Source organism: Paraburkholderia sp. 32, from assembly GCF_050435345.1.
GTDB classification, from domain to species: Bacteria; Pseudomonadota; Gammaproteobacteria; order Burkholderiales; family Burkholderiaceae; genus Paraburkholderia; species Paraburkholderia tuberum.
On record NZ_JBNDKD010000001.1, the window covers coordinates 887,231 to 908,767 of the forward strand.

Annotated in this window: 22 protein-coding genes and 1 pseudogene; 7 read left to right on the forward strand and 16 right to left on the reverse strand. The window is 62.7% G+C overall.

Features of this window, described 5'->3' with window-relative positions; translation table 11 throughout:
• Positions 1-2: 2 nt before the first annotated feature.
• Positions 3-2,618, reverse strand: a complete 2,616-nt coding sequence (locus OKW26_RS04180) for an MMPL family transporter (RefSeq protein WP_429352774.1) — start codon at positions 2,616-2,618, stop codon at positions 3-5.
• A gap of 211 nt (positions 2,619-2,829) precedes the next feature.
• Between OKW26_RS04180 and OKW26_RS04185 the strand changes: the two genes are divergently transcribed.
• The gene (locus tag OKW26_RS04185; RefSeq protein WP_184057725.1) at positions 2,830-3,432 is read left to right on the forward strand and encodes an MlaC/ttg2D family ABC transporter substrate-binding protein; all 603 of its coding nucleotides are present in this window, start codon (positions 2,830-2,832) and stop codon (positions 3,430-3,432) included.
• A gap of 146 nt (positions 3,433-3,578) precedes the next feature.
• On the opposite strand, the gene hpnH is transcribed toward OKW26_RS04185, so the two are convergent.
• Complete coding sequence (gene hpnH / locus OKW26_RS04190; RefSeq protein WP_018423996.1) at positions 3,579-4,733, reverse strand: adenosyl-hopene transferase HpnH; 1,155 nt, start codon at positions 4,731-4,733, stop codon at positions 3,579-3,581.
• A 10-nt stretch (positions 4,734-4,743) separates the two neighbouring features.
• On the reverse strand, positions 4,744-5,688 hold the full coding sequence (gene ispH / locus OKW26_RS04195) for a 4-hydroxy-3-methylbut-2-enyl diphosphate reductase (protein ID WP_090808097.1): 945 nt from the start codon (positions 5,686-5,688) through the stop codon (positions 4,744-4,746).
• 376 nt (positions 5,689-6,064) lie between these two features.
• Here ispH and hpnC point away from each other — a divergent pair, with 376 nt between their 5' ends.
• Together hpnC and OKW26_RS04205 are read left to right on the forward strand one after the other, a co-directional pair.
• Positions 6,065-6,931 (forward strand): squalene synthase HpnC, encoded by an 867-nt coding sequence (hpnC, locus tag OKW26_RS04200; RefSeq protein ID WP_429352775.1) that lies wholly within the window; start codon positions 6,065-6,067, stop codon positions 6,929-6,931.
• Positions 6,931-8,103 (forward strand): glycosyltransferase, encoded by a 1,173-nt coding sequence (locus OKW26_RS04205; RefSeq protein WP_429352776.1) that lies wholly within the window; start codon positions 6,931-6,933, stop codon positions 8,101-8,103. Before hpnC ends, OKW26_RS04205 begins: the two co-directional genes overlap by 1 nt.
• A gap of 90 nt (positions 8,104-8,193) precedes the next feature.
• Here OKW26_RS04205 and OKW26_RS04210 read toward each other — a convergent pair whose 3' ends face one another.
• Both OKW26_RS04210 and hpnA read right to left on the reverse strand, forming a co-directional pair.
• Positions 8,194-8,760 (reverse strand): hypothetical protein, encoded by a 567-nt coding sequence (locus tag OKW26_RS04210; protein WP_184057731.1) that lies wholly within the window; start codon positions 8,758-8,760, stop codon positions 8,194-8,196.
• Positions 8,761-8,894: 134 nt separating this feature from the next.
• Positions 8,895-9,905 carry a hopanoid-associated sugar epimerase gene (hpnA, locus tag OKW26_RS04215; RefSeq protein ID WP_429352777.1) on the reverse strand — a complete coding sequence of 337 codons (1,011 nt, stop codon included), beginning with the start codon at positions 9,903-9,905 and terminating at the stop codon, positions 8,895-8,897.
• 138 nt (positions 9,906-10,043) lie between these two features.
• Here hpnA and OKW26_RS04220 point away from each other — a divergent pair, with 138 nt between their 5' ends.
• Positions 10,044-10,337 (forward strand): acylphosphatase, encoded by a 294-nt coding sequence (locus OKW26_RS04220; RefSeq protein WP_429352778.1) that lies wholly within the window; start codon positions 10,044-10,046, stop codon positions 10,335-10,337.
• 103 nt (positions 10,338-10,440) lie between these two features.
• On the opposite strand, the gene egtD is transcribed toward OKW26_RS04220, so the two are convergent.
• Positions 10,441-11,424, reverse strand: a complete 984-nt coding sequence (gene egtD, locus OKW26_RS04225) for an L-histidine N(alpha)-methyltransferase (protein WP_429352779.1) — start codon at positions 11,422-11,424, stop codon at positions 10,441-10,443.
• 560 nt (positions 11,425-11,984) lie between these two features.
• Between egtD and rarD the strand changes: the two genes are divergently transcribed.
• Complete coding sequence (gene rarD / locus OKW26_RS04230) at positions 11,985-12,881, forward strand: EamA family transporter RarD (protein ID WP_429352780.1); 897 nt, start codon at positions 11,985-11,987, stop codon at positions 12,879-12,881.
• A 14-nt stretch (positions 12,882-12,895) separates the two neighbouring features.
• Here rarD and OKW26_RS04235 read toward each other — a convergent pair whose 3' ends face one another.
• Entirely contained in the window at positions 12,896-13,435 is a 540-nt protein-coding gene (locus tag OKW26_RS04235) for a DUF962 domain-containing protein (RefSeq protein WP_184057742.1), read from the reverse strand.
• A gap of 127 nt (positions 13,436-13,562) precedes the next feature.
• On the opposite strand from OKW26_RS04235, the pseudogene OKW26_RS04240 reads away from it, so the two are divergent.
• Positions 13,563-13,919: pseudogene (locus tag OKW26_RS04240) on the forward strand (Crp/Fnr family transcriptional regulator); the annotation flags it as partial.
• Here the strand turns inward: OKW26_RS04240 and OKW26_RS04245 are convergent.
• The 3 genes from OKW26_RS04245 to OKW26_RS04255 all read right to left on the reverse strand — a co-directional run bounded on the left by OKW26_RS04245 (position 13,916) and on the right by OKW26_RS04255 (position 16,803).
• Positions 13,916-14,233 carry a hypothetical protein gene (locus tag OKW26_RS04245; protein ID WP_184052781.1) on the reverse strand — a complete coding sequence of 106 codons (318 nt, stop codon included), beginning with the start codon at positions 14,231-14,233 and terminating at the stop codon, positions 13,916-13,918. The pseudogene OKW26_RS04240 and the gene OKW26_RS04245 overlap by 4 nt on opposite strands.
• 241 nt (positions 14,234-14,474) lie before the next feature.
• A complete protein-coding gene (locus tag OKW26_RS04250; protein ID WP_184057745.1) occupies positions 14,475-14,837 on the reverse strand; it encodes a hypothetical protein in 363 nt (120 codons plus the stop codon).
• A 148-nt stretch (positions 14,838-14,985) separates the two neighbouring features.
• Positions 14,986-16,803, reverse strand: coding sequence for a putative bifunctional diguanylate cyclase/phosphodiesterase (locus tag OKW26_RS04255; protein WP_429352781.1), 1,818 nt, complete (start codon positions 16,801-16,803; stop codon positions 14,986-14,988).
• On the opposite strand from OKW26_RS04255, the gene OKW26_RS04260 reads away from it, so the two are divergent.
• Positions 16,789-17,034, forward strand: coding sequence for a hypothetical protein (locus OKW26_RS04260; protein ID WP_429352782.1), 246 nt, complete (start codon positions 16,789-16,791; stop codon positions 17,032-17,034). The genes OKW26_RS04255 and OKW26_RS04260 overlap by 15 nt on opposite strands.
• An 86-nt stretch (positions 17,035-17,120) precedes the next feature.
• On the opposite strand, the gene OKW26_RS04265 is transcribed toward OKW26_RS04260, so the two are convergent.
• From OKW26_RS04265 to OKW26_RS04290, 6 genes are all read right to left on the reverse strand, one after another.
• Positions 17,121-17,846, reverse strand: coding sequence for a GGDEF domain-containing protein (locus OKW26_RS04265; protein WP_184073471.1), 726 nt, complete (start codon positions 17,844-17,846; stop codon positions 17,121-17,123).
• A gap of 1 nt (position 17,847) precedes the next feature.
• Positions 17,848-18,243: a DUF1987 domain-containing protein gene (locus OKW26_RS04270; protein WP_090808074.1), complete on the reverse strand. Its 396-nt coding sequence runs from the start codon at positions 18,241-18,243 to the stop codon at positions 17,848-17,850.
• A 19-nt stretch (positions 18,244-18,262) separates the two neighbouring features.
• On the reverse strand, positions 18,263-18,826 hold the full coding sequence (locus tag OKW26_RS04275; protein ID WP_429352783.1) for a SiaB family protein kinase: 564 nt from the start codon (positions 18,824-18,826) through the stop codon (positions 18,263-18,265).
• 12 nt (positions 18,827-18,838) lie between these two features.
• Entirely contained in the window at positions 18,839-19,954 is a 1,116-nt protein-coding gene (locus OKW26_RS04280; protein ID WP_429354172.1) for a SpoIIE family protein phosphatase, read from the reverse strand.
• 309 nt (positions 19,955-20,263) lie between these two features.
• Complete coding sequence (locus OKW26_RS04285) at positions 20,264-20,524, reverse strand: hypothetical protein (protein WP_184057752.1); 261 nt, start codon at positions 20,522-20,524, stop codon at positions 20,264-20,266.
• Positions 20,517-21,266, reverse strand: coding sequence for a DNA/RNA non-specific endonuclease (locus tag OKW26_RS04290; RefSeq protein WP_429352784.1), 750 nt, complete (start codon positions 21,264-21,266; stop codon positions 20,517-20,519). Before OKW26_RS04290 ends, OKW26_RS04285 begins: the two co-directional genes overlap by 8 nt.
• Positions 21,267-21,537 lie beyond the last annotated feature (271 nt).

Genomic DNA, 21,537 nt, shown 5'->3' on the forward strand with positions numbered 1-21,537 from the left:
GCTTATATTCCTTTTTGCTTCCCGCGACGTTGACGCGGCTTGCCCATCAGCACCGGCTGGAAAACCACCGCGCCGATCAGCGTGCAGAACAGCGAAAGCACGAGCAGCCTCCCCATGCTGGACGTGCCCGGATGGTGCGACAGCCACAGGCTACCAAACGCGGTGGCCGTTGTGGCGGCGCTGAACAGCACCGCATGCGTGAGGCTCGACTGCAGCAGGCCGGTCTGGCCGTGGCGCCACGCCATCACGAAGTAGATCTTGAACGCGACGCCCACGCCGAGCATCAGCGGCAGCGCGATGATGTTCGCGAAGTTCAGCGGCATGCCGAATACCACGCACAGTTCGAGCGTGACGATCGCGGACACCAGCAGCGGCACCAGCGTGCGCAGCACGTCGCCGACACGGCGCAGCGCGATCCACAGCAGCACGGCGATCGACAGCAGCGCATAGACGGCCGCCTCCAGGAACGCCTTGATGATCGTGTTGGCCGAATGCAGGATCGAGATCGGTCCGCCGATCGCGCCCGGCTCCGCCTTCTTCACCGCATGCGCGAAGCGCGCGAGCATCTGGTCGTCGTTTGGATCGACGCCGGGCGGCACCTTCGGCGCGATATCGACGAGCGCATGACCGCCCTTGCCGATCCACATCGCGGTGATGCCTGGCGGCAGGGTCTGCTGGGTTATTTCGGTCGGCTGCAGAAGGTTCTCAAGCTGCTTCAAGGCGATGCGCAGCGTGTCGGACATCGCGACTTCGGCGCGGTCGCGCGTGGCGGCGTCGGCGGCGGCGAGCTTTTGCAAGGTCGCGGACAGGTGCTGCGCATCCGCCGCGCCCGGGCCCGGATGGTCCTCGGCCGCGAGCGACAACTGATTCGCCGCGCGCTTCAATGCGGCGACGCGCAACTCGTCGGTGGCTTGCGGCGCGGGCTGCTGTTGCAGCGCCGGCAGCAGCTGTTGCGCGGCGCTCGCGATCAGCATCATCTTCTGCTGCTGGTCGGCCGGCACGAAGGTGCTCAGCGTGTTGACGCGGCCCACTTCCGGCAGCTTGCGCAGTCGCTCGGCCATCGCGTCGGCGTCGGCAAGCGACGGCGCCAGCGCCTGCACGTTGTTCACCGCGGCTTCGGGCGAATCCTTCAGCGACAGCAACGTTGCCATCGACTCGGTATGCGGGTCCTTCAGATGCAGCGGATTGAAGTCGAAACGCAGGTGCGTGAGCAGCGGTGTCGCGCCGATCACGACGAGCAGCGTGCCGATCAACACCGGCTTGCGATGGCGGTCGAGGAAGTCGTCGACGGGCTCGAGCTGCTTGAAACCGGGCGAGGCGACTTCGCCCGGCGGATTGAAGAGCTTCAGCAGCGCTGGCAGCAAGGTCATGTTGGTGAAGTACGCGACGAACATGCCGACGCCCGCGATCTGGCCGAGCTCCGACACGCCGCGATAAGCGGTCGGCAGGAACGAGAAGAAGCTCAGCGCGACTGCCACGGCCGCAAGTGTGAGCGGCACGCCGATGCTGTGCGCGGTGTGCATCAGCGCGGCCGACAGCCGGTCGTCGCGGTTGCGCTCCTCGCGATACTTGACGCCGAACTGCACGCCGAAATCGACGCCGAGCCCGACGAACAGCACCATGAACGCGACCGAAATCATGTTGAGCGCGCCGACCATCAACAGGCCGAGCGCGGCCGTGATCGCGAGGCCGACGAACAGCGTGATGAACACGGCCGCGATCATGCGGCCCGAGCGCAGCGCGAGCCACAGAATGATCAGGACGACGATGAAAGTGCCGATGCCGTTCAGCACCGCACCGTCCTGCACTGACGCGAACTCCTCGTCGGCGAGTGGCTGCTCGCCGGTCAGGCGGATCGTCGCACCGTAGCGCTGCTGGAGATGCAGCGAGACCGCGGTTGCGCGAATCGCCCTCGACGCGCTCGCGCCCGGCTCCAGCGCGTCGTAGTTGACGACCGGATGCACGACGACAAACGAACGCGCCGGATTGGTGGCGGCGCTTTTATCGACGAGAGCGCGCCACGAGAACGCGGCGGGCTGGCCGGCCAGCACGCGATCGAGCGTGTTCGCGCTTTGCGCAAGCAGCCGGCTCATGTCAGGGAGTTTGACCTGGCCGAGTTGCAGCGGCAGCAGCAGGGTCGTAGTCAGCGTGCCGGCGAGACCGGTCAGGCTCGGATCATGCGCAAGTTGATTGACGAGCGGGCGCGACTGCACGAGTTGCGAGGTGGTGGACATCACCTCGTCGGTGGACGGAAACAGCAGGCCGTTGTGTTCGAAGAAGGGGCCGCCGGCGGGCTGCGAGACCGACGTGAACTCCTTCGGATCGGCTCTGAGCGCGGCGGTCAGCGCGTTGGCGGCGGCGTCGGCGAATTCGGGCGCGCGCGCCTCGACCACCACCAGCACGGTGTCGCCACGGTCGGGGAAGGCGGCGTCGAGCGCGTTCTGGACTGCCGCCCATTGCTTGTCGGTCTCGATGAGACGGCTGATGTCCGTGTTGATCTTGAAGTTATGCGCGACGTATATGCCGCTCAGGACAGCGAGCACGATCGACAGCGCGATGATCCTCAGCGGATGACGCACCGAATACGCGACGAGACGGACGATAGATGACTTCAGCATGTAGGCGGACGTGGCCTTATCACGGGTGTTGTTTTTGACGAAGGTGCATAAGTATACAGAGCCCGGGCAAGCAAGCCCGACTTCGGTAGCAAGTACGGCTCCTGACGGCTTCGTCCGGATGGGAACGTAATCCCCGCTATACTGGTGTACCTCTCTTTAGCCGCGGGGCTGCGGCCCGTCGGCGCTACTTCTTTCGAGTCGTGACAAGCGTATGAAACGATATCTGACTGCTTTTGTGGCTGCGGCCGTGGTATCCACGGCGGCGTTTGCGCAGAGCGCACCCGACGCGGTGGTAAAAAGTGCAGTCCAGGGCACGGTGGCTGCAATGAAGGCTGACCCGCAGGCGCGCGGCGGCGACATGGCGCAGATCACCCAGGTCGTCCAGACGCACTTCCTGCCCGCCACCGACTTTCAGCGCACCACACGTATCGCGGTAGGCAAGCCGTGGGCGACGGCGACGCCGGAGCAGCAGAAGCAACTGTACGAGCAGTTTACGCTGCTGCTCACGCGTACCTATGCCGCATCGCTGTCGCAACTGCGCGACCAGGACGTGAAGTTCCAGTTTGCGCCGGTCAGCGTGCAAGGCGGCGCGACCGACATCGTCGTGCAATCGCACGTGATCAGCAACGGCGGCGATGACGCGATCGACTACCGGCTCACCAAGGGGCCGTCGGGCTGGAAGATCTATGACATCAACATGATGGGCGCGTGGCTGATCCAGGTGTATCAGACGCAGTTCGCCGACCAGATCGCCAAAGGCGGCATCGACGGGCTGATCAAATTCCTGACCGCGCATAATGCGCGCGGCGCGTAAGCGGGTCGGTCGACAGAAGTTTCAATCGGTAAAAGCAAAGCGCGGTGGCCTTGATTGGCCACCGCGCTTTTTTTCGAGTTGCTTGCGCTAACTAACGATCAGGCGCAATACAGGGGCGGCGCGCGGCCGCTCTCCTGTCGAACGCCTCAGTGCGCGGCCGTCGCGGTCTCCACCTTCTTGCCCTTGCCGGCGCGCGTGATTTCTTCGAGCTTGATCTCGACGTGACGCGAGAACACGTACTCGGCGGGACGCTGCTTGTCGAGCGGAATGTCCTGCGCGAACGCGCCCGTGGTTTTCGGGCCGCGCATGCTGACCTTCAGCGCCTTCAGCGGATGCGCAACCGTGTCCATCACGGCCGTCGCTTCGAAACCGCAGTGGACCATGCAGTCCGCGCACTTCTCGTAGTTGCCGGTGCCGTACTTGTCCCAGTCCGTGGTTTCCATCAGTTCCTTGAAGGTCTTCACGTAGCCTTCGCCGACCAGATAGCACGGTTTTTGCCAGCCGAACACGGTACGCGCCGGGTTGCCCCACGGCGTGCATTCGTAGGTCTGGTTGCCCGCGAGGAAGTCGAGGAACATCGCCGACTGGCTGAACGACCAGTTCTTGCCGTTGTTGCCGCGCTTGAAGATTTCGCGGAACAGCTGCTTGGTCTTGTCGCGGTTCAGGAAGTGCTGCTGATCCGGCGCGCGCTCATACGCATAACCCGGCGATACCGTGATGCCGTCGACGCCCATCGGGCCCAACGTGTCGAAGAACTTCGCCACGCGTTCCGGCTGCGCGTCGTTGAACAGAGTGCAGTTGATGTTGACGCGGAAGCCGCGGCGCTTCGCTTCGCGGATCGCGGCCACGGCCTTCTCGTACACGCCTTCCTGCGACACCGAGTGATCGTGCGCTTCCTTGTCGCCGTCAAGATGAACCGACCACACGAAGTACGGATTCGGCTCGTAGTCGTCCATCTTCTTTTCCATCAGCAGCGCGTTCGTGCACAGGTACACGAACTTCTTGCGCGCCATGATGCCCTTGACGATCTGCGGCATTTCCTTGTGCAGCAGGGGCTCGCCACCCGCGATCGACACGACCGGCGCACCGCATTCGTCGACGGCCTGCAGGCATTCTTCCAGCGACAGACGCTGGTTCAGAATCGGATCCGGATAGTCGATCTTGCCGCAGCCATTGCAGGCGAGATTGCAGCGAAACAGCGGCTCCAGCATCAGGGCGAGCGGATAGCGTTTGTTGCCGGAGAGATGCTGGCGCATGATGTATGCGCCGACGCGGACTTTCTGTAGCAGCGGAATAGACAAGGCGTCCTCCTTAAACTTCGCGTGCAGCGAGTGGTTGCATCAGTTTCGATGGCAACTTGAATTCGACTTTTTCTTCACGGCCCGCCATCGTCGTGACATCGACGGGCCCCAATGCGCGTAGCGCATCGATTACGTTTTCGACCATTTCTTCGGGCGCCGACGCGCCGGCCGTGATGCCGACCGTGTGCACGTTGGCGAACCATTCCGGCTTCACTTCAGAGCCGTCGGCGACGAGGTAGCTCGCCACGCCGCTCTCGCTGCCGATTTCGCGCAGCCGGTTCGAGTTCGAGCTGTTGGTCGCGCCGACCACCAGCAGTACATCGACCTCTTTGCTCAATTCGCGCACCGCCGCCTGGCGGTTCTGCGTTGCATAGCAGATGTCGCGCGTGTCGGGACCGACCATGTCGGTAAAGCGGCGCAGCAGCGCGTCGATGATGCCGCGCGTGTCGTCGACCGACAACGTGGTTTGCGTCACGTAGGCGAGCGGCGCATCGACCGGCAACTCGAGTTTCGCGACTTCTGCCTCGCTCTGCACGAGCAGCACCGTGCCGGGGATCTGGCCGATCGTGCCTTCCACTTCGGGATGGCCGGCGTGGCCGATCAGGATCAGCGTGCGGCCGGCGGCCACGTACTGACGACCTTGTACGTGCACCTTGGTCACGAGCGGGCAGGTTGCGTCGAGCACGTCGAGGCCGCGCGCTTCGGCATCACGTTCGACGGTTTGCGCAACACCATGCGCGCTGAATATCGCGACGGCACCTTGCGGCACTTCATCGAGTTCCTCGACGAAACGCGCGCCCTTCTGGCGCAGATTGTCGACCACGTGACGGTTATGGACAATCTCGTGGCGGACATACACGGGCGCGCCGTGTTGCTGTAACGCACGATCGACGATTTCGATTGCGCGGACAACGCCCGCACAAAAGCCGCGGGGCTGAGCAAGGATGACTCGCATAAGTTGGCGAACTCCGACTAACGCGGGTTTCGAAGAAGTCGTGAAACTGACTTTATCGCCGCGCCCATCTTGATTAGTTGACGTCTTGAGCCCCGGCGACCGGCCGGTACAGCAAAACCAAACGCGCATTCTAACGCTATCGGGGCCACTTTGCTTTTTGCTGCGGCCCGTGTGTTGGCCGCTTGCCGCACCCGCTGGGCCGTGCGGAGGACCGGGGCGGCGAGCGTTACAAAGATGTAAGGAGTCAGCGCGGGATTGCCTCTTAACGCGCCCGACCATGACCGCACACTGCACCGTCACGGCGGAACCCTTAAACTACCGATCCTTGCCGCGCGGACATCGCGCCGTATTACAGAATGGTTTCGAGGCTCGCTGGATGGACGTCGATCAGCACGAAAACTTTCCGATCGCGAGCGTGTTGCTGCCTAAGGCCCTACGCGCGCCTGTCGGTATTATCTATCAGGTCGTGCGCACCGCGGCCGATATCTCCGCCGAAGGCCAGTGGAGCGCCGCCGAGCGGCATGCCCGGCTGGCCGATTTCCGCGCCGGGCTCGACGCGATCGCGCAACGGCGCGCCGCGCCCGTGCATGCGCTGTTGTTCGGCAAGCTCGCTGGCGTGATCGCGCGACACGAGCTGCCGCTCGAACCGTTCTACGATCTGCTCGAGGGCTGCGCGCAGGACATCGATACGAATCGCTATGCGGATCGCGCCGCGCTCGTTGACTATTGCCGCCGCTCGGCGCATCCGGTCGGGCATCTGCTACTGCATCTGGTTGGCGCGGCGACGCCGCACAATCTTGCCGATGCCGACGCGATCTGCACGGCGTCGCAACTGATCAGCTTCTGGCTCGACGTCGCCGCCGACTTGCAAAGACAGCACGTGTACCTGCCGCAAGCCGATTTGCGCCGCTTCGGCGTGACCGAGGCGCAGATTGCCGATGGTGTCGTCGACGATGCGTGGCGCGCGCTGATGGCGTATGAAATCGCGTTCGTGCGCGCCACGCTGGTCCGCGGCGCACCGCTCGCGCTGCGCATGCCGGGGCGGCTCGGCATCGAGCTGTGCGGCGCGGTGCATGCAGGCTTTCGGTTTCTCGAGCGCATCGAGCGCGCGGATTACGATGTGTTCCGCGCGCGCCCGGTCCTCAATCTGTTCGACTGGTGCGTGGTGGCGGCGCGCACCCTGAAAATGAGACTATCCAGACGCGTCGGCATGGCGGCGCGCTCAATCGAGGGTAATGCTTAATGGCGGCGGTCCTGTTCGTTCTTTCGTGTGTTTCCCTGCTGATCTGGTGCGTGCTGCTGTTCGCGCGTGGCGGCTTCTGGCGCGCGCGCCCCGCCGCGCCGCTGGCCATCGCGGCGCGCGACGCATGGCCGGCCATCGCGGCCGTCGTACCGGCGCGCAATGAAGTCGACGTGATCGCCGAGGCGGTTACGTCGCTGCTCGAGCAGGACTATGCAGGCGCGTTCCACGTGATCGTCGTCGACGATCACAGCACCGACGGCACCGCCGACGCCGCGCGTGCCGCAGCGCTGCGGCTGCAATGTCCGGAGCGCCTCACCGTGCTGAGCGCGAAGCCGTTGCCCCCGGGCTGGTCCGGCAAGGTGTGGGCGCAGTCGCAGGGCATCGAAGCGGTGCGCACGCTCGATCTGCCGGCCGAATTCCTGTTGCTGACCGATGCCGACATCGGCCATCCCGCCGAGGCGTTGACGCAGCTCGTCGCGCGCGCGGATGCCGAAAAGCGCGACCTCGTCTCGCTGATGGTCCGGCTGCGCTGCGATTCGTTCTGGGAAAAGGCGCTGATTCCGGCCTTCGTGTTCTTCTTCGCGAAGCTGTATCCGTTCGCATGGGTCAGCAATCCACGCAACCGCACCGCGGCCGCGGCGGGCGGCTGCATGCTGGTGCGCCGCGCGGCGCTCGAGGAAGCGGGCGGCATCGAGTCGATTCGCGCCGAGCTGATCGACGATTGCAGTCTTGCCGCGCGCATCAAGCATCGTGGCACCGGCCGTCATCCGATCCGGCTCGATGTGGCGGCGAAGAGCGTGTCGCTGCGTCCCTACGATAGCTGGCGCGACATCTGGAACATGATCGCGCGCACCGCCTTCACGCAGTTGCGCTACTCGCCGCTGCTGCTCGCGGGCACGCTCGTCGGCATGGCGATCATCTATCTGTTGCCGCCGGTCGCGGCGTTGATCCTCGGGCCGCTCGGCTGGCCGGCCTGGATCGCGTGGGCGGCAATGTGCTGCGCCTATGCGCCGATGCTCGTCTACTACCGGCGCTCACCGCTGTGGGCGCCGTTTCTGCCGCTCGTGGCGCTGTTCTATGTCGGCGCAACGTTCGCATCGGCGGTGCGCTACTGGCGTGGCAAGGGTGGGCAGTGGAAGGCGCGTGTGCAGGCGCCAGCGCAGGAGCGCTGAAGTCTGTCGATGGCCGATGCGCTCGTCGGATGCAGAAGGCAGACGTAAAAAAAGCGGCTCCAGGCCGCTTTTTCTACGTAGTGCGTTTCATCACGCGTTCGTCAGCATCATGTACATCTGGATCACGATGTCCGGCGAGAACGTGAACGGCACCCAGCCGTGGCCGGTGTGGCGCATCACCAGCAAGCGGTCGCCGTTCGACTGCTTCTGCACGGCCATCATCGGATTCTTCGTCGAGACGAATTGCCAGCCCGGCGGGATGCCTTGCGGCTGCTCCGGCGTCATCGAGGCCCGTGCGTTCGACAGTTCCTCGATCAGCCGGCCGATCTGATCCGGGCGTAGCGCGACGGTCTGGTCGCCGATCGTCATCGTGATTTCGTCGCGCGCGGGGCGGTTGATTTCGAGCGTCGGCTGGAACTGCGGGGCGGCCGGCTTATCGATCGCTTCGGCGTGCGTTTCTGCGTTTGCTTCGGTGCTCGCGGGCTGTTCCGCTGCCGCTTGCGCCGCTGCTTCGTGCGCGGCATGCTCCACCGCCGCGGGCGATGCCGCAGCGTCAGCGCTTGTCTCGGGAGTGTTCTCGGCCTGCGTGGCCACGACAGCCTGAATGAGCTGATCGACGCCCATTTCCAGCGCGCCGAGCTGTTCGTGAAGATTCATGCGAGGTTTCTCAGGTAGGACCCGCGATTTTACCCGCTGCGCGCGGGCTTGGACCCGTCGCCGGCGCGGGACTTGTAACAAAATGCTTACGGCCGCTGTTCAGCCCTTCACTTAACCGTTCACTTACCCCTTGATCACCGCTTCAGATACCCCGCCTGCCGGAACCATTCGAGCGCATCGGCGAGCCCCTCGCGATAAGGCCGCGCCCGATACCCCAGCTCGCGTTCCGCCTTCGCCGACGTGAAATACATCTTGTTCTTCGACATCTTCAGTCCGTCGACGGTGACGAAAGGTTCGCGCTTCGTGAATTTGGCGACCGCTTCCGCGCCCATCGCGAGCGGATACAACGGCCAGCGCGGCAGGCTCAGTGTCGGTGCCTTGCGGCCGGTCAATGCCGCGATATCGGCGAGCATCTGCTGCAACGGCAGATTTTCGCCGCCCAGAATATAGCGCTCGCCGATCTTGCCGCGTTCGAGCGCAAGGAAATGACCGGCGGCGACGTCGTCGACGTGCACGAGGTTCAGCCCCGTATCGACGAATGCGGGAATCTTGCCGAGCGCTGCCTCCAGAATGATGCGCCCGGTGGGCGTCGGTTTCACGTCGCGCGGGCCGATCGGCGTCGATGGATTGACGATCACCGCGGGCAGACTGTCCTCGGCGATCATGCGCTCGACCGCGCGCTCGGCGAGCACCTTGCTGCGCTTGTAGACGCCGATCGCCTGGTCGGCGCGAAGCGGCGAGGTTTCGTCGGCGGACTGGCCGGAGCTCGTCACCTTCAGCGTGGCGACGCTGCTCGTATACACGATGCGTTCCACGCCTTCCTTCAACGCCGCGCGCATCGTCGCCTCGGTGCCTTCGAGATTCGCGCGCTCGATCTCGCCGGGGTCCGGCGCCCACAGCCGATAATCGGCGGCCACATGTAGCAGATAGCGCACGCCGCGCAGCGCGTTGCGCATCGATGCTTCGTCGCGCATGTCGCCGACGACGATTTCCGCGTCGAGCGATTCGACGTTCTTGCGCGGACTCGTCGCGCGCACCAGCACGCGTACGCGAAAGCCCTTGCTCTGCGCGATGCGCGCCACCGACGAGCCGACGAAGCCGGACGCGCCGGTCACGAGCACGAGATCGCGATGCTGTTCGGTCATTCTGTTTCCATTTCCTGCGTGACGGTCGACGGATTGTACGTGGCGCGCGCAAAGGATGGGCGTTGCCGAGCGCGCTCGCCGCGACACGACTAGAATGCCGGCTTGAAAGACTGTCAGGCATTAAAAGGAGGTAGCGGCATGGCCCCGGATCTGGATGAGCGGATCGAAACTTATTACGCGCGGGTGCGCGGCACCGTGCAGGGCGTTGGCTTTCGCCTTGCGACGGTGCGCCAGGCGCACGCGCTCGGCATCAGGGGATGGGTCGCGAATCTCGACGATGGTTCGGTCGAGGCGATGTTGCAGGGACCGGCCAATCAGATCGACCGGATGTTGTCGTGGCTGCGTCACGGACCGCCGGCGGCGCGCGTGACCGAAGTGAGCGGCGAGGAGCGCGTGACGGACAGGCGTTACGAGCGCTTCGAGCAGCATTGAGCTCGAGCTGCGCGAGTTAAAAAAGCGGCGCGCCGTCCAGAGGAGGGCGCGCCGCTTTTTCGTTTATGCCTTTATCGGCCGTTATTTGCCGCGTGGTCAGCGCTTACCGGGCCACCAACAAACTCTCCGCGAATCCCCACTCATCCTCGATCCATTGATGGCTGCACACGAAGCCGGCGTCATCGGCGATCGCGGGCAATTCTTCCGCGCGATACTTGTGGCTGCTTTCGGTCCAGATCGTCTCGCCTTCCTCCAGCGACACCGTCAGCTTTGCGGCGCGCACGTGAGCGGTGATATCGCGCTTCGCGCGCAGATGCATCTCGATGCTGCGCGCGTCCGGATTGAAGCGAGCGACGTGCTCGAACTCATCGAGCGGAAAGTCGCCGTCGAGTTCGCGGTTGACGCGCGCGAGCAGGTTCAGATTGAACGACGCGGTCACGCCGATCGCGTCGTCGTAGGCTGCGACCAGCACCGGCGTCGGTTTGATCAGATCGGTGCCGAGCAGCAGCGCGTCGCCGGGCGCGAGCATGTTGCGGATCTCGCGCAGAAAACGCGTCGCCGCGAGCCTGCCGAAGTTGCCGATCGTGCTGCCGAGAAACAGCACGAGCAAGCGGTCGCCGGGCGCGCGCTGCCGGCTCACTTCGGCGAGACCGGCCAGATAGTCGCGCTCATAACCGACGATCGAAATCCGCTCGATGTCACCGAGTTCGCGCCGGCACAACTGCAAAGCACTGCGCGAAATTTCAATCGGGCAGTAGGAAGTAGGGCGTTTTTTACACAGCGCCTCGAGAATGCGCCGCGTTTTACGGCCGCTGCCGCTGCCGAGTTCGGCGACCGTGACGTCATGCGGCAAATGCTCGACGATGTCGGCCGCGTGCTTCGCGAGCAGACGTTCTTCGGCGCGCGTGACGCCATATTCGGGTAATACGGTAATCACTTCAAAAAGTGCTGAACCGACCTCGTCGTACAGATATTTCGACGGCAGCTCTTTTTGCGGCGTATGGGTGAGGCCGGCGTACACGTCGGCGGCGAAGGCGCGACGCAGTTCGGAAGGCGAGTTGCTGAGCGATAGGGCTGGCTGGGTCATGCTGGCTCCAGTAGTCACATTCGATGAGCGGGATTGCTGCCGGGCGGTGGCATGCGCGATGAAACGCAGTTGAGGCATGCCGTGGGCGAGATGCGCGGGCGGTGATTCGTGGCGGCCTGACAGACTGCGCTCGAGGCTGCATTCGCCGACCCGGCTCGTGGGTGCTGCTCGTTGCGTGCCGCTGTGGACGTCGTTGTCGCGAGTGGTGCGGCCACAGCGTGCAAAACTTGGGTAGCAAGATTCGCGCGAGGCGAGGACGAACCGGAAATGGCTTCGCCGGCCGCGGCGCACGAAGTTATGTTCTAGTGCATCGACGCGCGACGCGCACGACTAATTGCAGCCGACTGACGAAAAAGCGCAAGCCCGTTGGCGAATAACCCGTCTAGAATGCCCGTTTTCCTACGGTTTTGCACCGCCGCTTCAGAACGACAACGCAGCGTCTGCCGCTTTGCCCGCGTGGCCGCCTGCTCACGAGACATCATATTCATGACGACAACGAACGCCGCGAGCCTGCGTCGCGCGCCGCAAGCCCACGCGTCACACCGATCCCCGACCGCGCAATGAATCACAACGACTTCAGGCGCGGGATCGCATTGTCGGTCGGCGCGTCGGCGATGTTCGCATTATTGTCCGCTTACGCGACGCTGCTCAAACCGCTGTCGGGCCTCGACATCTTCGCGTGGCGGATCGTGTGGACCGTGCCTGGCGCGCTGCTGCTCGTCGCGGTGCGCAAGCGCCTGCCGATTCTGCGCGCGCTCGTTGTCCAAATGATGACGCAGCCGAAGCTCGGTGCCGCGATGGCCGTGGCTGCGGGCCTGCTCGGCGTACAGCTGTGGCTGTTTCTGTGGGCGCCGCTGCATGGGCGCATGCTCGAAGTGTCGCTCGGCTATTTCCTGCTGCCGCTCGTGATGGTGCTGGTCGGGCGCTTCCACTATCGCGAGCGGCTCGACGCGTTGCAGTGGCTCGCGGTCGCGTGCGCGGCGGTTGGCGTCGCTCACGAACTGTGGGTGACGGGTGCGTTCTCGTGGCCGACGCTCGTCGTCGCGCTCGGTTATCCGCCTTATTTCGTGGTGCGTCGTCAGATCAATCAGGATTCGCTTGCAATGTTCACCGTCGAGATGGCGTTGCTGCTGCCGGTGGCTGCCGTGTGCATTCTCGGCGGCGGCTCGCTGCAAGCGATCGCCGGCCGCGCCGAAATGTGGTGTCTGCTATTGCCGGGCCTCGGTGCGTTGAGCACGCTCGCGCTCGCTTCGTATCTGAAGGCGAGCCGACTGCTGCCGGTCGCGTTGTTCGGCATCCTCGGCTACGTCGAGCCGGTGCTGCTCGTGTTCGTGTCGATCACGCTGCTGCGCGAAACGCTGAGCGTCACGCAACTCGCGACCTATGTGCCGATCTGGATCGCCGTCGCGCTGACGGCGCTGCACAGCGTACGCTTCGTTCGGTTCGCGTCGAACTGAACTACGGCGCTCGCTCAGCGATGCGCGTCGGTCCGCTGCGGATCGATGCGCGTCGGGCCTACCTCAGCCTCGATCGCATCGCGCAGTTCGGGGCGCCAGCCGACACCGAACAGCGCTTCGGCGAGCACGAATAGCGGGCCGATCAACAGGCCGATCACGTCGTCGACGAATGCCGGCTTGCGATGTTCGTAGGCCACGTGGCCGACGAACTGGAACACCCAGCCGACCACGAACAGCCCAATGCCGGTCGCGAGCCACACGAGCGTCGTTTGCGCGGCGATCCACTCGCCGAACCCGACGCAGAGCGCCGAGACGCAGGCCATCAGCACGCCGAGCGGCACGTCGAGCGCGAGGTAGTAGACGGTCGCCGCCACGAACAGCAGCCACGCCGGCGACAACGTGACCGGGAACATCCCGGCGCCAAACGACGGGCGGCTCAGCAACACCGCGAGCGCGAGCACGATCATCGGAATGCCGACGAAGTGCGTGGCGATATTGCGCCGGTCGCGATGGTAGGCCGCGTATTGCGTCAATTGCTGCGTCAGCGTTCTCATCAGTGCCGCTCCTGTGTCAAAGTCAGCATAATCGCGGGCAGCGGATTTTCAAACCATCGGGTAGCCGACAATCAGCAACGACCGTCCACGGATACCGTCCATGACAGCGCGTTCTTCATCGAAGGAGCTTGCCGGGCTGCTCGAGCGCACGCCGGCTTACTGGCATGCGTTCGGTCTGCTGCTCGCGCACAAGTTGCGTCTGGCGTTCGAGGCGATCGAGGAAGCCGCGCTATTGCCGGCCGCACCGCGTGTCGCGCGGCGCCTGTTGCTGATGGCGGGCGGCTATGGCGAACCCGGCGCATTGCGCAACGTGCTGAAGGTCCCGCAGGAAGACCTGGCGATGATGCTCGCGCTGTCGCGGCAGACGATCAATCAGGTGCTCAAGCACTTCGAGACGCAGGGCGCGCTGAAGCTGCGTTATGCGGAGATCGAAATCGTCGATGCCGACAAGCTGCGTAAACAGGCTTTCGTCGAGCGCATTTAACGCGCGCTCGGATGGCTGACGCGACGTTTCAATGGACCGATCGTCGCGGCGGGCAACGTGGTGAGCAGCATGTGCAACGTGAAGTGGAGATCTTCGCGCGCGATGTCGAGTTGCACGCGGTCTTCTTCGCGCACGGTTTCCGTGTTGATTACATAGACGCCGAGCGGCGAATGAAGCAGTGCGCGCAAGTGAGCGTGCGGCAGCGTCACGAGTAGAGCCGCGCGCGCCGACGGAAACGCAATGACGTTGCTGTGTTGAACCTGCTTGCTGGCAGGTTGCGGCGAGAGCTTGTCGAGCGATTGGGTAAGAGCCATGTGATGCGGCGTTGGTGCGACGCGATGGTGAATTGGAACAATTCGAGAGTAGTCGTCCGCGAGTAAAGACGGTGCAAAAATTCGCGCGTTTGTCGGCAAAAAGATACGACGGGGAATGACACGCGGCATAAAAAAAGGCGAGTCATAAGACTCGCCCTCCCTGAACGGCACAGTCCGGCTTCGATCAACTTCTATTTGAACAGCACCTGCATGGCCGGTCAGCGCCGAAACCGATCACGTGTTATTGCGTTTTGGTCGTGTCGGCTTGTGCGCCGTCGGCTTTCGCCGGGGCAGTGCTGGCCTCTTTCGCACTCTCCGTTTTAGTCTTCGCTGCGCTCGTTTCGACGGCATTTTTGGCCGTGGACTTGTGGGCCTTCTTCGTATGGGCGGAAGTCTTTTTCACGTGCTTTTGCGTAGCGGCTTCGGCAGGCGCTTTCGTTGCGGTCGCGCCGGCTTGTACCGCGGTGCTTGCCTTCAGATTCGCCTGGCCGGTGGCTGGCAACTGCGTGGGTTGCGCGGGTTGTGCGGCAGACGGTGCGGCCGTTTGAGCAAAGGCGGTCGACACGAGCAGTGCGGAAGCAACAGCGGCGAAAAGCGTCTTCATGATGTGACTCCAGGTTGAATCGGTGGATTCGTTTGTCGCGGCTGAATCATTTCAGCGCTGCCGGTTTAACGTAGGGCGGAATACAGAAGTTGACGCCGCGCTGGTGACAAAACGTAAGTAGTGCGTCAGCGCGGATACATGTTGCGACTCACAAAGCGAATCCCCGAAAAGGCGCCACGCTCAATGAAGACGCGACCGCGGTCTTGCCGAGCAATTGCGCTAAAGCCTCCGGCGAGACCGCTGGGCTAAACAGGAAACCCTGGGCCACCGTGCATCCGTGACGGACCAGAAACTCGCGCTGGACATCGAGCTCGACCCCTTCAGCGACGACATCGAAGCTCAGCGTTTCAGCAATCGCGATGATGGCAAGCGACAGAGCTTCGAGTTCCTTGTCTCTGCCGATTTCGCAAACGAAGGCGCGATCGATCTTGATGCGGTCGACGCTAAAGCGTTTCAGATAGCTGAGGCTCGAATAACCGGTGCCGAAGTCGTCGATCGCGATGGACACACCGAGTTCGCGCAGTTCGCGAAAAGCCCGTTGCGCTTCTTCAGCGTTGCGCATCAACGTGCCCTCGGTGACTTCGAGCTCCAGCAGTTCGGCGGGCCAATGGGCATCGTCGAGTGCCGAGTGCACTACGCCTGGAAGGTCCGCCCGTTCGAGTTGAAGTGGCGAAACATTGACCGATATGCGCACGGGCGGAAGCCCCGAGCGTACCCATGCGCTCGCCTGCAGACACGCCTGCCGCAATACCCACGTGCCGATGCTCTGGATCAGACCGGTTTCTTCGGCAAGCGGGATGAAGACGGCCGGCGAGACTTCACCGAGTTCGTCGTCGTGCCACCGCAAAAGTGCCTCGGCGCCGACGATGCATCCGGTTTTCATGTCGATTTGCGGCTGATACGCCAGATACAACTCATTGGCTTTCGCCGCGCGCCGCAGTCGCGTCGTGAGCCGCAACTTACCGGCGGCCGCCCGGCTCAGCTCCGGTTCGTAGAATTGATAGCCGTTTCTCCCGCGCGATTTAGCCACGTACAACGCGGCATCGGCATTTCGCGTGAGCAGTTCCGGCTGGGCGCCGTCTTGTGGAAAAGTACTGACGCCGATGCTTGCTTCGAGATAAAGCTCGTGCTCGCCGATGCGATACGGCTCGCTCATCTCGTGAATCAGCGTGTCCAGCATTTCGGTGAGTTGCTTCGCGTCGGCCCGTTCCGCGACGATGACGAATTCATCGCCCCCGTAACGCGCGACGAAATCCGTCGCGCGCAGCAGACGCTGAAGCCTTCGCGCCACGGCCTGTAGCAGCAAATCGCCAATGCGGTGTCCGAGCGAATCGTTGACGTCCTTGAAACGATCGAGATCGAGGAACAGGACGGAAACGTTCTGACCTGTCGCTGCCGCGCGGACGAGCGACTCTGAAAGATGTTCGCCGAGCAGCACCCGGTTCGGCAGATCGGTCAGTGCGTCGTATCTGGCTTGATGCTCGAGTCTTGTGAGCGAACGACGAAGATGCGCTCCAATGCGCCCGTTCCAGTGAATCAGCGAAAGCAGCAACAAGGCCGAAGCGACGCCGCAGCTCAACAGCATGCGCGTAAACCACTTCCCATCCAACGAGGATTTGCTGACGACTGAAGCGACCTTGGCGTCGGCCGCGAGTCGTACGTCGACGACCCGCTCGAGAACGCTATAGAAATAGGCGTCGATTTGTTCGAGTCTGGGGTCGCCCACTGCCACACTGCCGGGATGTTCCGCGATCTTGCGCGCAAGACCAAAGCTCAGCTCGCTAAGTCTGCCGATCATGTCGTCCAGATCCGACAGCCTCGATATGCATTCCTGATTCTCGCTGCAGCTCTCGCGCGCGTCGCGCGTCAACGCGAGCAGTTCCAGCATCGGAAAGCTATAAGCGGCGCGGTCGTAAAGCGGCACCGTTGCGATCGAGGTGTAGAGCGTCGCATGCTCATCGAGCATGACTTGCTGAACCTGGTCGAGGTCGTGGCGCAGCCGCCCGGAAGCCTGGATCGTCCGAAGCGAACTGTCCTGCTCGCTGCTCTGGCGGATTGCGAGGAAGGTACTCGTCGCAATGACAGCGAGAATGGCAAGTACGGCTATGACAGTACCGGCTTTGCGCGTTGCTTCCTGTCCCAAGGCCCTTCCCTTTCCGTCGACCCGGCGCGGGCGAACACCGACCCGCCCGGATAGTGAATGTTTAGGTGGCTGCATGACTTGCCTTAGGGCGCTCCGGATCTGCCTGTAACGGACGGCGCGCGATGGGTCTGCTTATCCGCCTATCGATCGGCAAATTCCACGCGGTTGCGCCCGCTTCGCTTGGCGCGGTACAGAGCCGCATCGGCGAGGCCATATGCGGTGTCGAAACAGGTTCCGACCTCGTTGATGCTGACGCCAAAGCTGGCCGTGATGCGGCGCTCGACGGGTGGAACGACCAGCGAGTCACCGATGGCTTCTCGCATGCGCTCGGCAAGAATGGCACCGCTGGCCGGTTCATGACCGGGCAGCAGGACGGTGAACTCCTCACCGCCCACTCGCCCGATGAAGCCTTGTTCCCCGACGATTCTGCGCAGACAATCGACGACCCCCGAAATGACCGCGTCTCCGGTGGGGTGGCCGTAGTCGTCGTTGATCCGCTTGAATTCGTCGATGTCGAGGATGATCATCACCGCGCTGCTGATGCGCAAGACCTTGGTGGTCCGTTCGATCACGGCACTGCGGTTCAGTACGCCCGTCAACGCGTCGTGCGATGCGCGATACGCCAACTGCTGGGCCAGCGCCTGCATCTCGCGTTCGGCCCGGTCGCTGCGGCCGATCAGGCGCCGTGTCTCGCGCATCAGGCGCTGGAAGTGCTCGATCAGTTCGCCCAACGACTGGCGATACTCCGCGGGGTCCGCATCGATGATCGAATGCATGGCCCGAGCCTTTGCCAGCGCGGTGCTTTCGTTCTGGAACAGATCGGGTGCGCCACCCGAGGACACGTCAAGGGAAGAGGTCGAACGCACTTTACTTTCCCTGCTGCGCAATGGGACGATCGGTGAACTCGATCGCGCGGAAATCGGCTTTCAGTTCTTCGCCGAATTCGGCAATGGTCTCGTCTTCCTCGTCGCGATACCAGTTCATCGACACGCGGCTTCCCGATTCCGCCGCCTGATCGAGCGCGTCGAAGATGCTGAACAGCATTTTGGTACTCGAGCTATTGAAGTACGTCAGCGCGACGTCGATAGTGATCTCGGCCCCGGCGTTCGCGGCTAGGTATTTGCGCATCTGCTCGATGATCGGCGCGTAAAAGGCGGCTGCGTTTTCGGGGTAAGACTCTCCCCTGATCGACAACGCGTGCTGGTCGAAGCGAAAATCGACTTCGGGCGACGTGGTCGTCGCCGGGATGTGTAGGTTTTCCATTGTTCGTGTGCCTTCCTGCTCAGATGATGGCCATGAGGCAAAACAGCGTGGTGCCCGGTTCGTCGGCACGCGGATGAAAAGCGAATTCAAGCGGCGCGCTCGCATCGCGCGCCATCGTCAGGAAGCCGAGCCCGGCGCCCTTGCTGTCTTTCGGAGCATCGGTGCGCAATGAAACCTTGTACGCTTGCTTGATTTCTTCGAGTGACATATTACGCAGAGGCTCCAACCTGCTTCGCAGGTCCTCGACTTCGGCGGTCGCGATGGGATTGACGCACAACATTACGTGATGTTCGCCGTGCCTGGAGATGCACACCGCGCCCTCGCGTATCTCGCCTGCCCGTGCGCCACCGGGCTCCAGCGCGTTCGACGAGTAATGAACGATGTTCTGTGCCAGCTCGATAAAGGACGAGAAGAGTTTGCGGCGAGTAGGACCGCTGACGCCGGCGACTTCGAGCTGCAGTTTCACGACTTCGCCCATCGACGCGACGATGTTATGGGAGAAGTAGCCCTTGTGATAGAAGAGCACGTTGCGCCGCTGCGCGAGTTCGAAAAAGGCGCTGTCTTGTTCTAGTAGTTGGGACATTCTGGCAATTCGCTAAATACGGGCACAGAAAAGCGTGACGTCGTCACGGCGCGGTTGCTTGCCTTGCCACTCCGCGAGCGCGAGCCGGACGCGCTCGCAAATCGTCGCCGGAGTTTCGGCGCGGTTTTCGAGTATCAGGTCGAGCGCACGGCGCCGGCCGAAAGAAATGTTGCGCGGGCCGCCGATCTGATCGGCGAGGCCGTCGGTATAGATGAACAGCAGGCTGCCCGCCGTGACCGGAATCGAGCGCAAGCTCCACGCATAGTCGGCGCGACTGTCCACATAACCGACACCCATGCGGTCGGCGCCAATCGTTTCGAACTCCGCGGCATCGGGTGACAGGATGTGCAGAGCGATCCTCGCGCCGGCAAAATGCAGCACGCTCTCCGTGGCGTCGAACCAGAAGAGTGCGGTATCCAGACCGTCGTTGGATTGGGTTCCTTCGTCGGCACTGTTCACTTGCCCAAGCAAGCCCTTGACGTTTTGATTGACGGCCGCCAGTAGCGCGGCGGGGTCGCGCGGACCGATCTGTTCGAGCGCCTTCGACAGTGACGCCGAAGCAAGCAAGGTCATGAAGGCGCCCGGTACGCCATGTCCGGTGCAATCGGCAACAGCGCCAAACCAGCCGTTCGGAAAGGCCGCGAAATGATAGAAGTCGCCGCCGACGACGTCGCGAGGTTCCCAGACCATCGCCGCGTCGCGCAGCTTCATCGACAGGGTCTCGCTGGAAGCACGCAACATGGCGCGCTGTATCACGCTGGCGTACTCGATACTCTGCATGATCTGGCGGTTCTTCTCCGCCTGCATTTCCGCGACCGCACTGATAAGCTGCAGACCACTGCCGAGACCCGAGAAGAGTCCGTCACGTGTCACGATGAAACCATCGACCAGCGCTTTTTCTCCCGCCTCGACGGTCCTGAACGTCAGCGCTTCGATGCTCACGTCGGCGTCGACGATGAGCGGTTCCTTGTCCATGAACGCGATGCAACTCTTCTTGTCGTAAAGCTCTCGATGGAACGGCTTGCTCATTTGCGACATGAAGATATCGCGGTTGATCAGGCCGATGGGGCGGTGGTCGTCGATGACAGCGAGACTCTGCATGTCGCGGCGCGCCGAGAAGATCTCCATGACCACGGAGTTGGGATCTTCAACGTCTACGGATGGAACTTCCTGGCACAAGTCGCCGGCAGTGCGCGGATTACCCTGTGCGGAAGAACGGCGAAATCTCGAGAACGCAGCATGCATGGCGACGCCAGTCGATGTGTGAAGAAACCTCGCACGCTAAGGTTTCTCTATGTACATTATGTGACAGAGGGGAGGCGATCCGCTCTATTGGCGCGAGATTAGAAAACTAGCGGTCACGCAAAGGTTTGCGTGACCGAAATCAGTAAAACTTACGATCTGCGAAGTTGCGCAAATGCAACGCCGCCGAATCCGTTATTGAAACGGGTTCTGCACGATACCCGGTTTAGCATCCGGCTCGTCCTGCACCTTTGCCGGTAAATCCTTCTGCGCCTGCAGGCTCGCGACGATCGCATCGAGCGCTTCCTTCAGCGCGAGCGCCGCCTTCAGTCCGCGTTGATCGCGCGTCAATTCGAGCGTGCCGTTCAGCACGACACGCGTCGTGCCATTGCTGAGCGTGAGCGCATCGCCTTGAATGTTGAGCACGTCGTCATCGTTCGAATAGGGCTTAAACACCTTTCAGTCCTCCTGGCCGCTGGTCCTTGAGTTTGTCCGGAATGCCCGGAAAGCGGATGCCCGACATCGCTTCGAGTTCGTGAATCGTGCGGATGTCGTAGCGGTTGGTCGCTACATTATCAACCACGACTGCGAAGGCCAGTTGACGCGACGGCACGTAGACGACCTTGTACAACTGGGTGGGCACGAACACGCGCGTCGGTCCGATCGTCTGCAATTGCTGGCCGGTGAACAACGGTCCGGTGACGACGTACGTGTCGTCGTAGGCGAGCGCGATCTTGCGCACGGCAGTTTCGATGCGTGCCCACAATCGTTGGTTGTTCTGACGATTTTGCGGCACGATGTTCGCGAGCGAGAACGATTGCGCCATCGCCTCGTCGTTCCACCGATTACCCGCCGGACTCATATGACCGCGATCGAAGCCGCTGCGTTTGTAGTCGGCGAGTGTCGCGCCTTCGCCTTCGGGCAGACGCGCGTCTTCGAAGAACTTGTTGGTGCGCACCATGTCCTTCGCTTCTTCGATGTGCTCACGCGTCAGATGCTCGGCAGACCACAGCGGACCGTGCGTGATACCCGAATGCAGCACCGCGAAATCGCTATAACAAAGCAGGCGCGTTTTCGGCGCCATCTTCTGATTGGTGAGGACGGGCCATTGCGCATTCGGCGTGAATCCGGTGCAGGAAGGCGCCGCGCTCGCATGAGCGGCGACGGCGAGTAACAGACAGGCAAGCCACTTCTTCATGGGTCGGTGGTTCGATGAACGGGGACGCAAGTATAGCGTCGTGGCCCGCATCGAGCGACTGCACAATGCGAATCGAAGGAAGGGAATTGGAAACGGCAGAGGCGGCGTGCGCCGGACAAAAAAGTGGGCCGCTTTGCAGCGACCCGAATGCGTGGACTTCCGAATCTACGCACGCAATCTTAAGAATGTCTTAAGGCTTTGCGATATCGCGGCACGTTATGTTCGATTGCGCACGAACAGATTTACGCGTACGAACAGTGCTGGCGTAGTG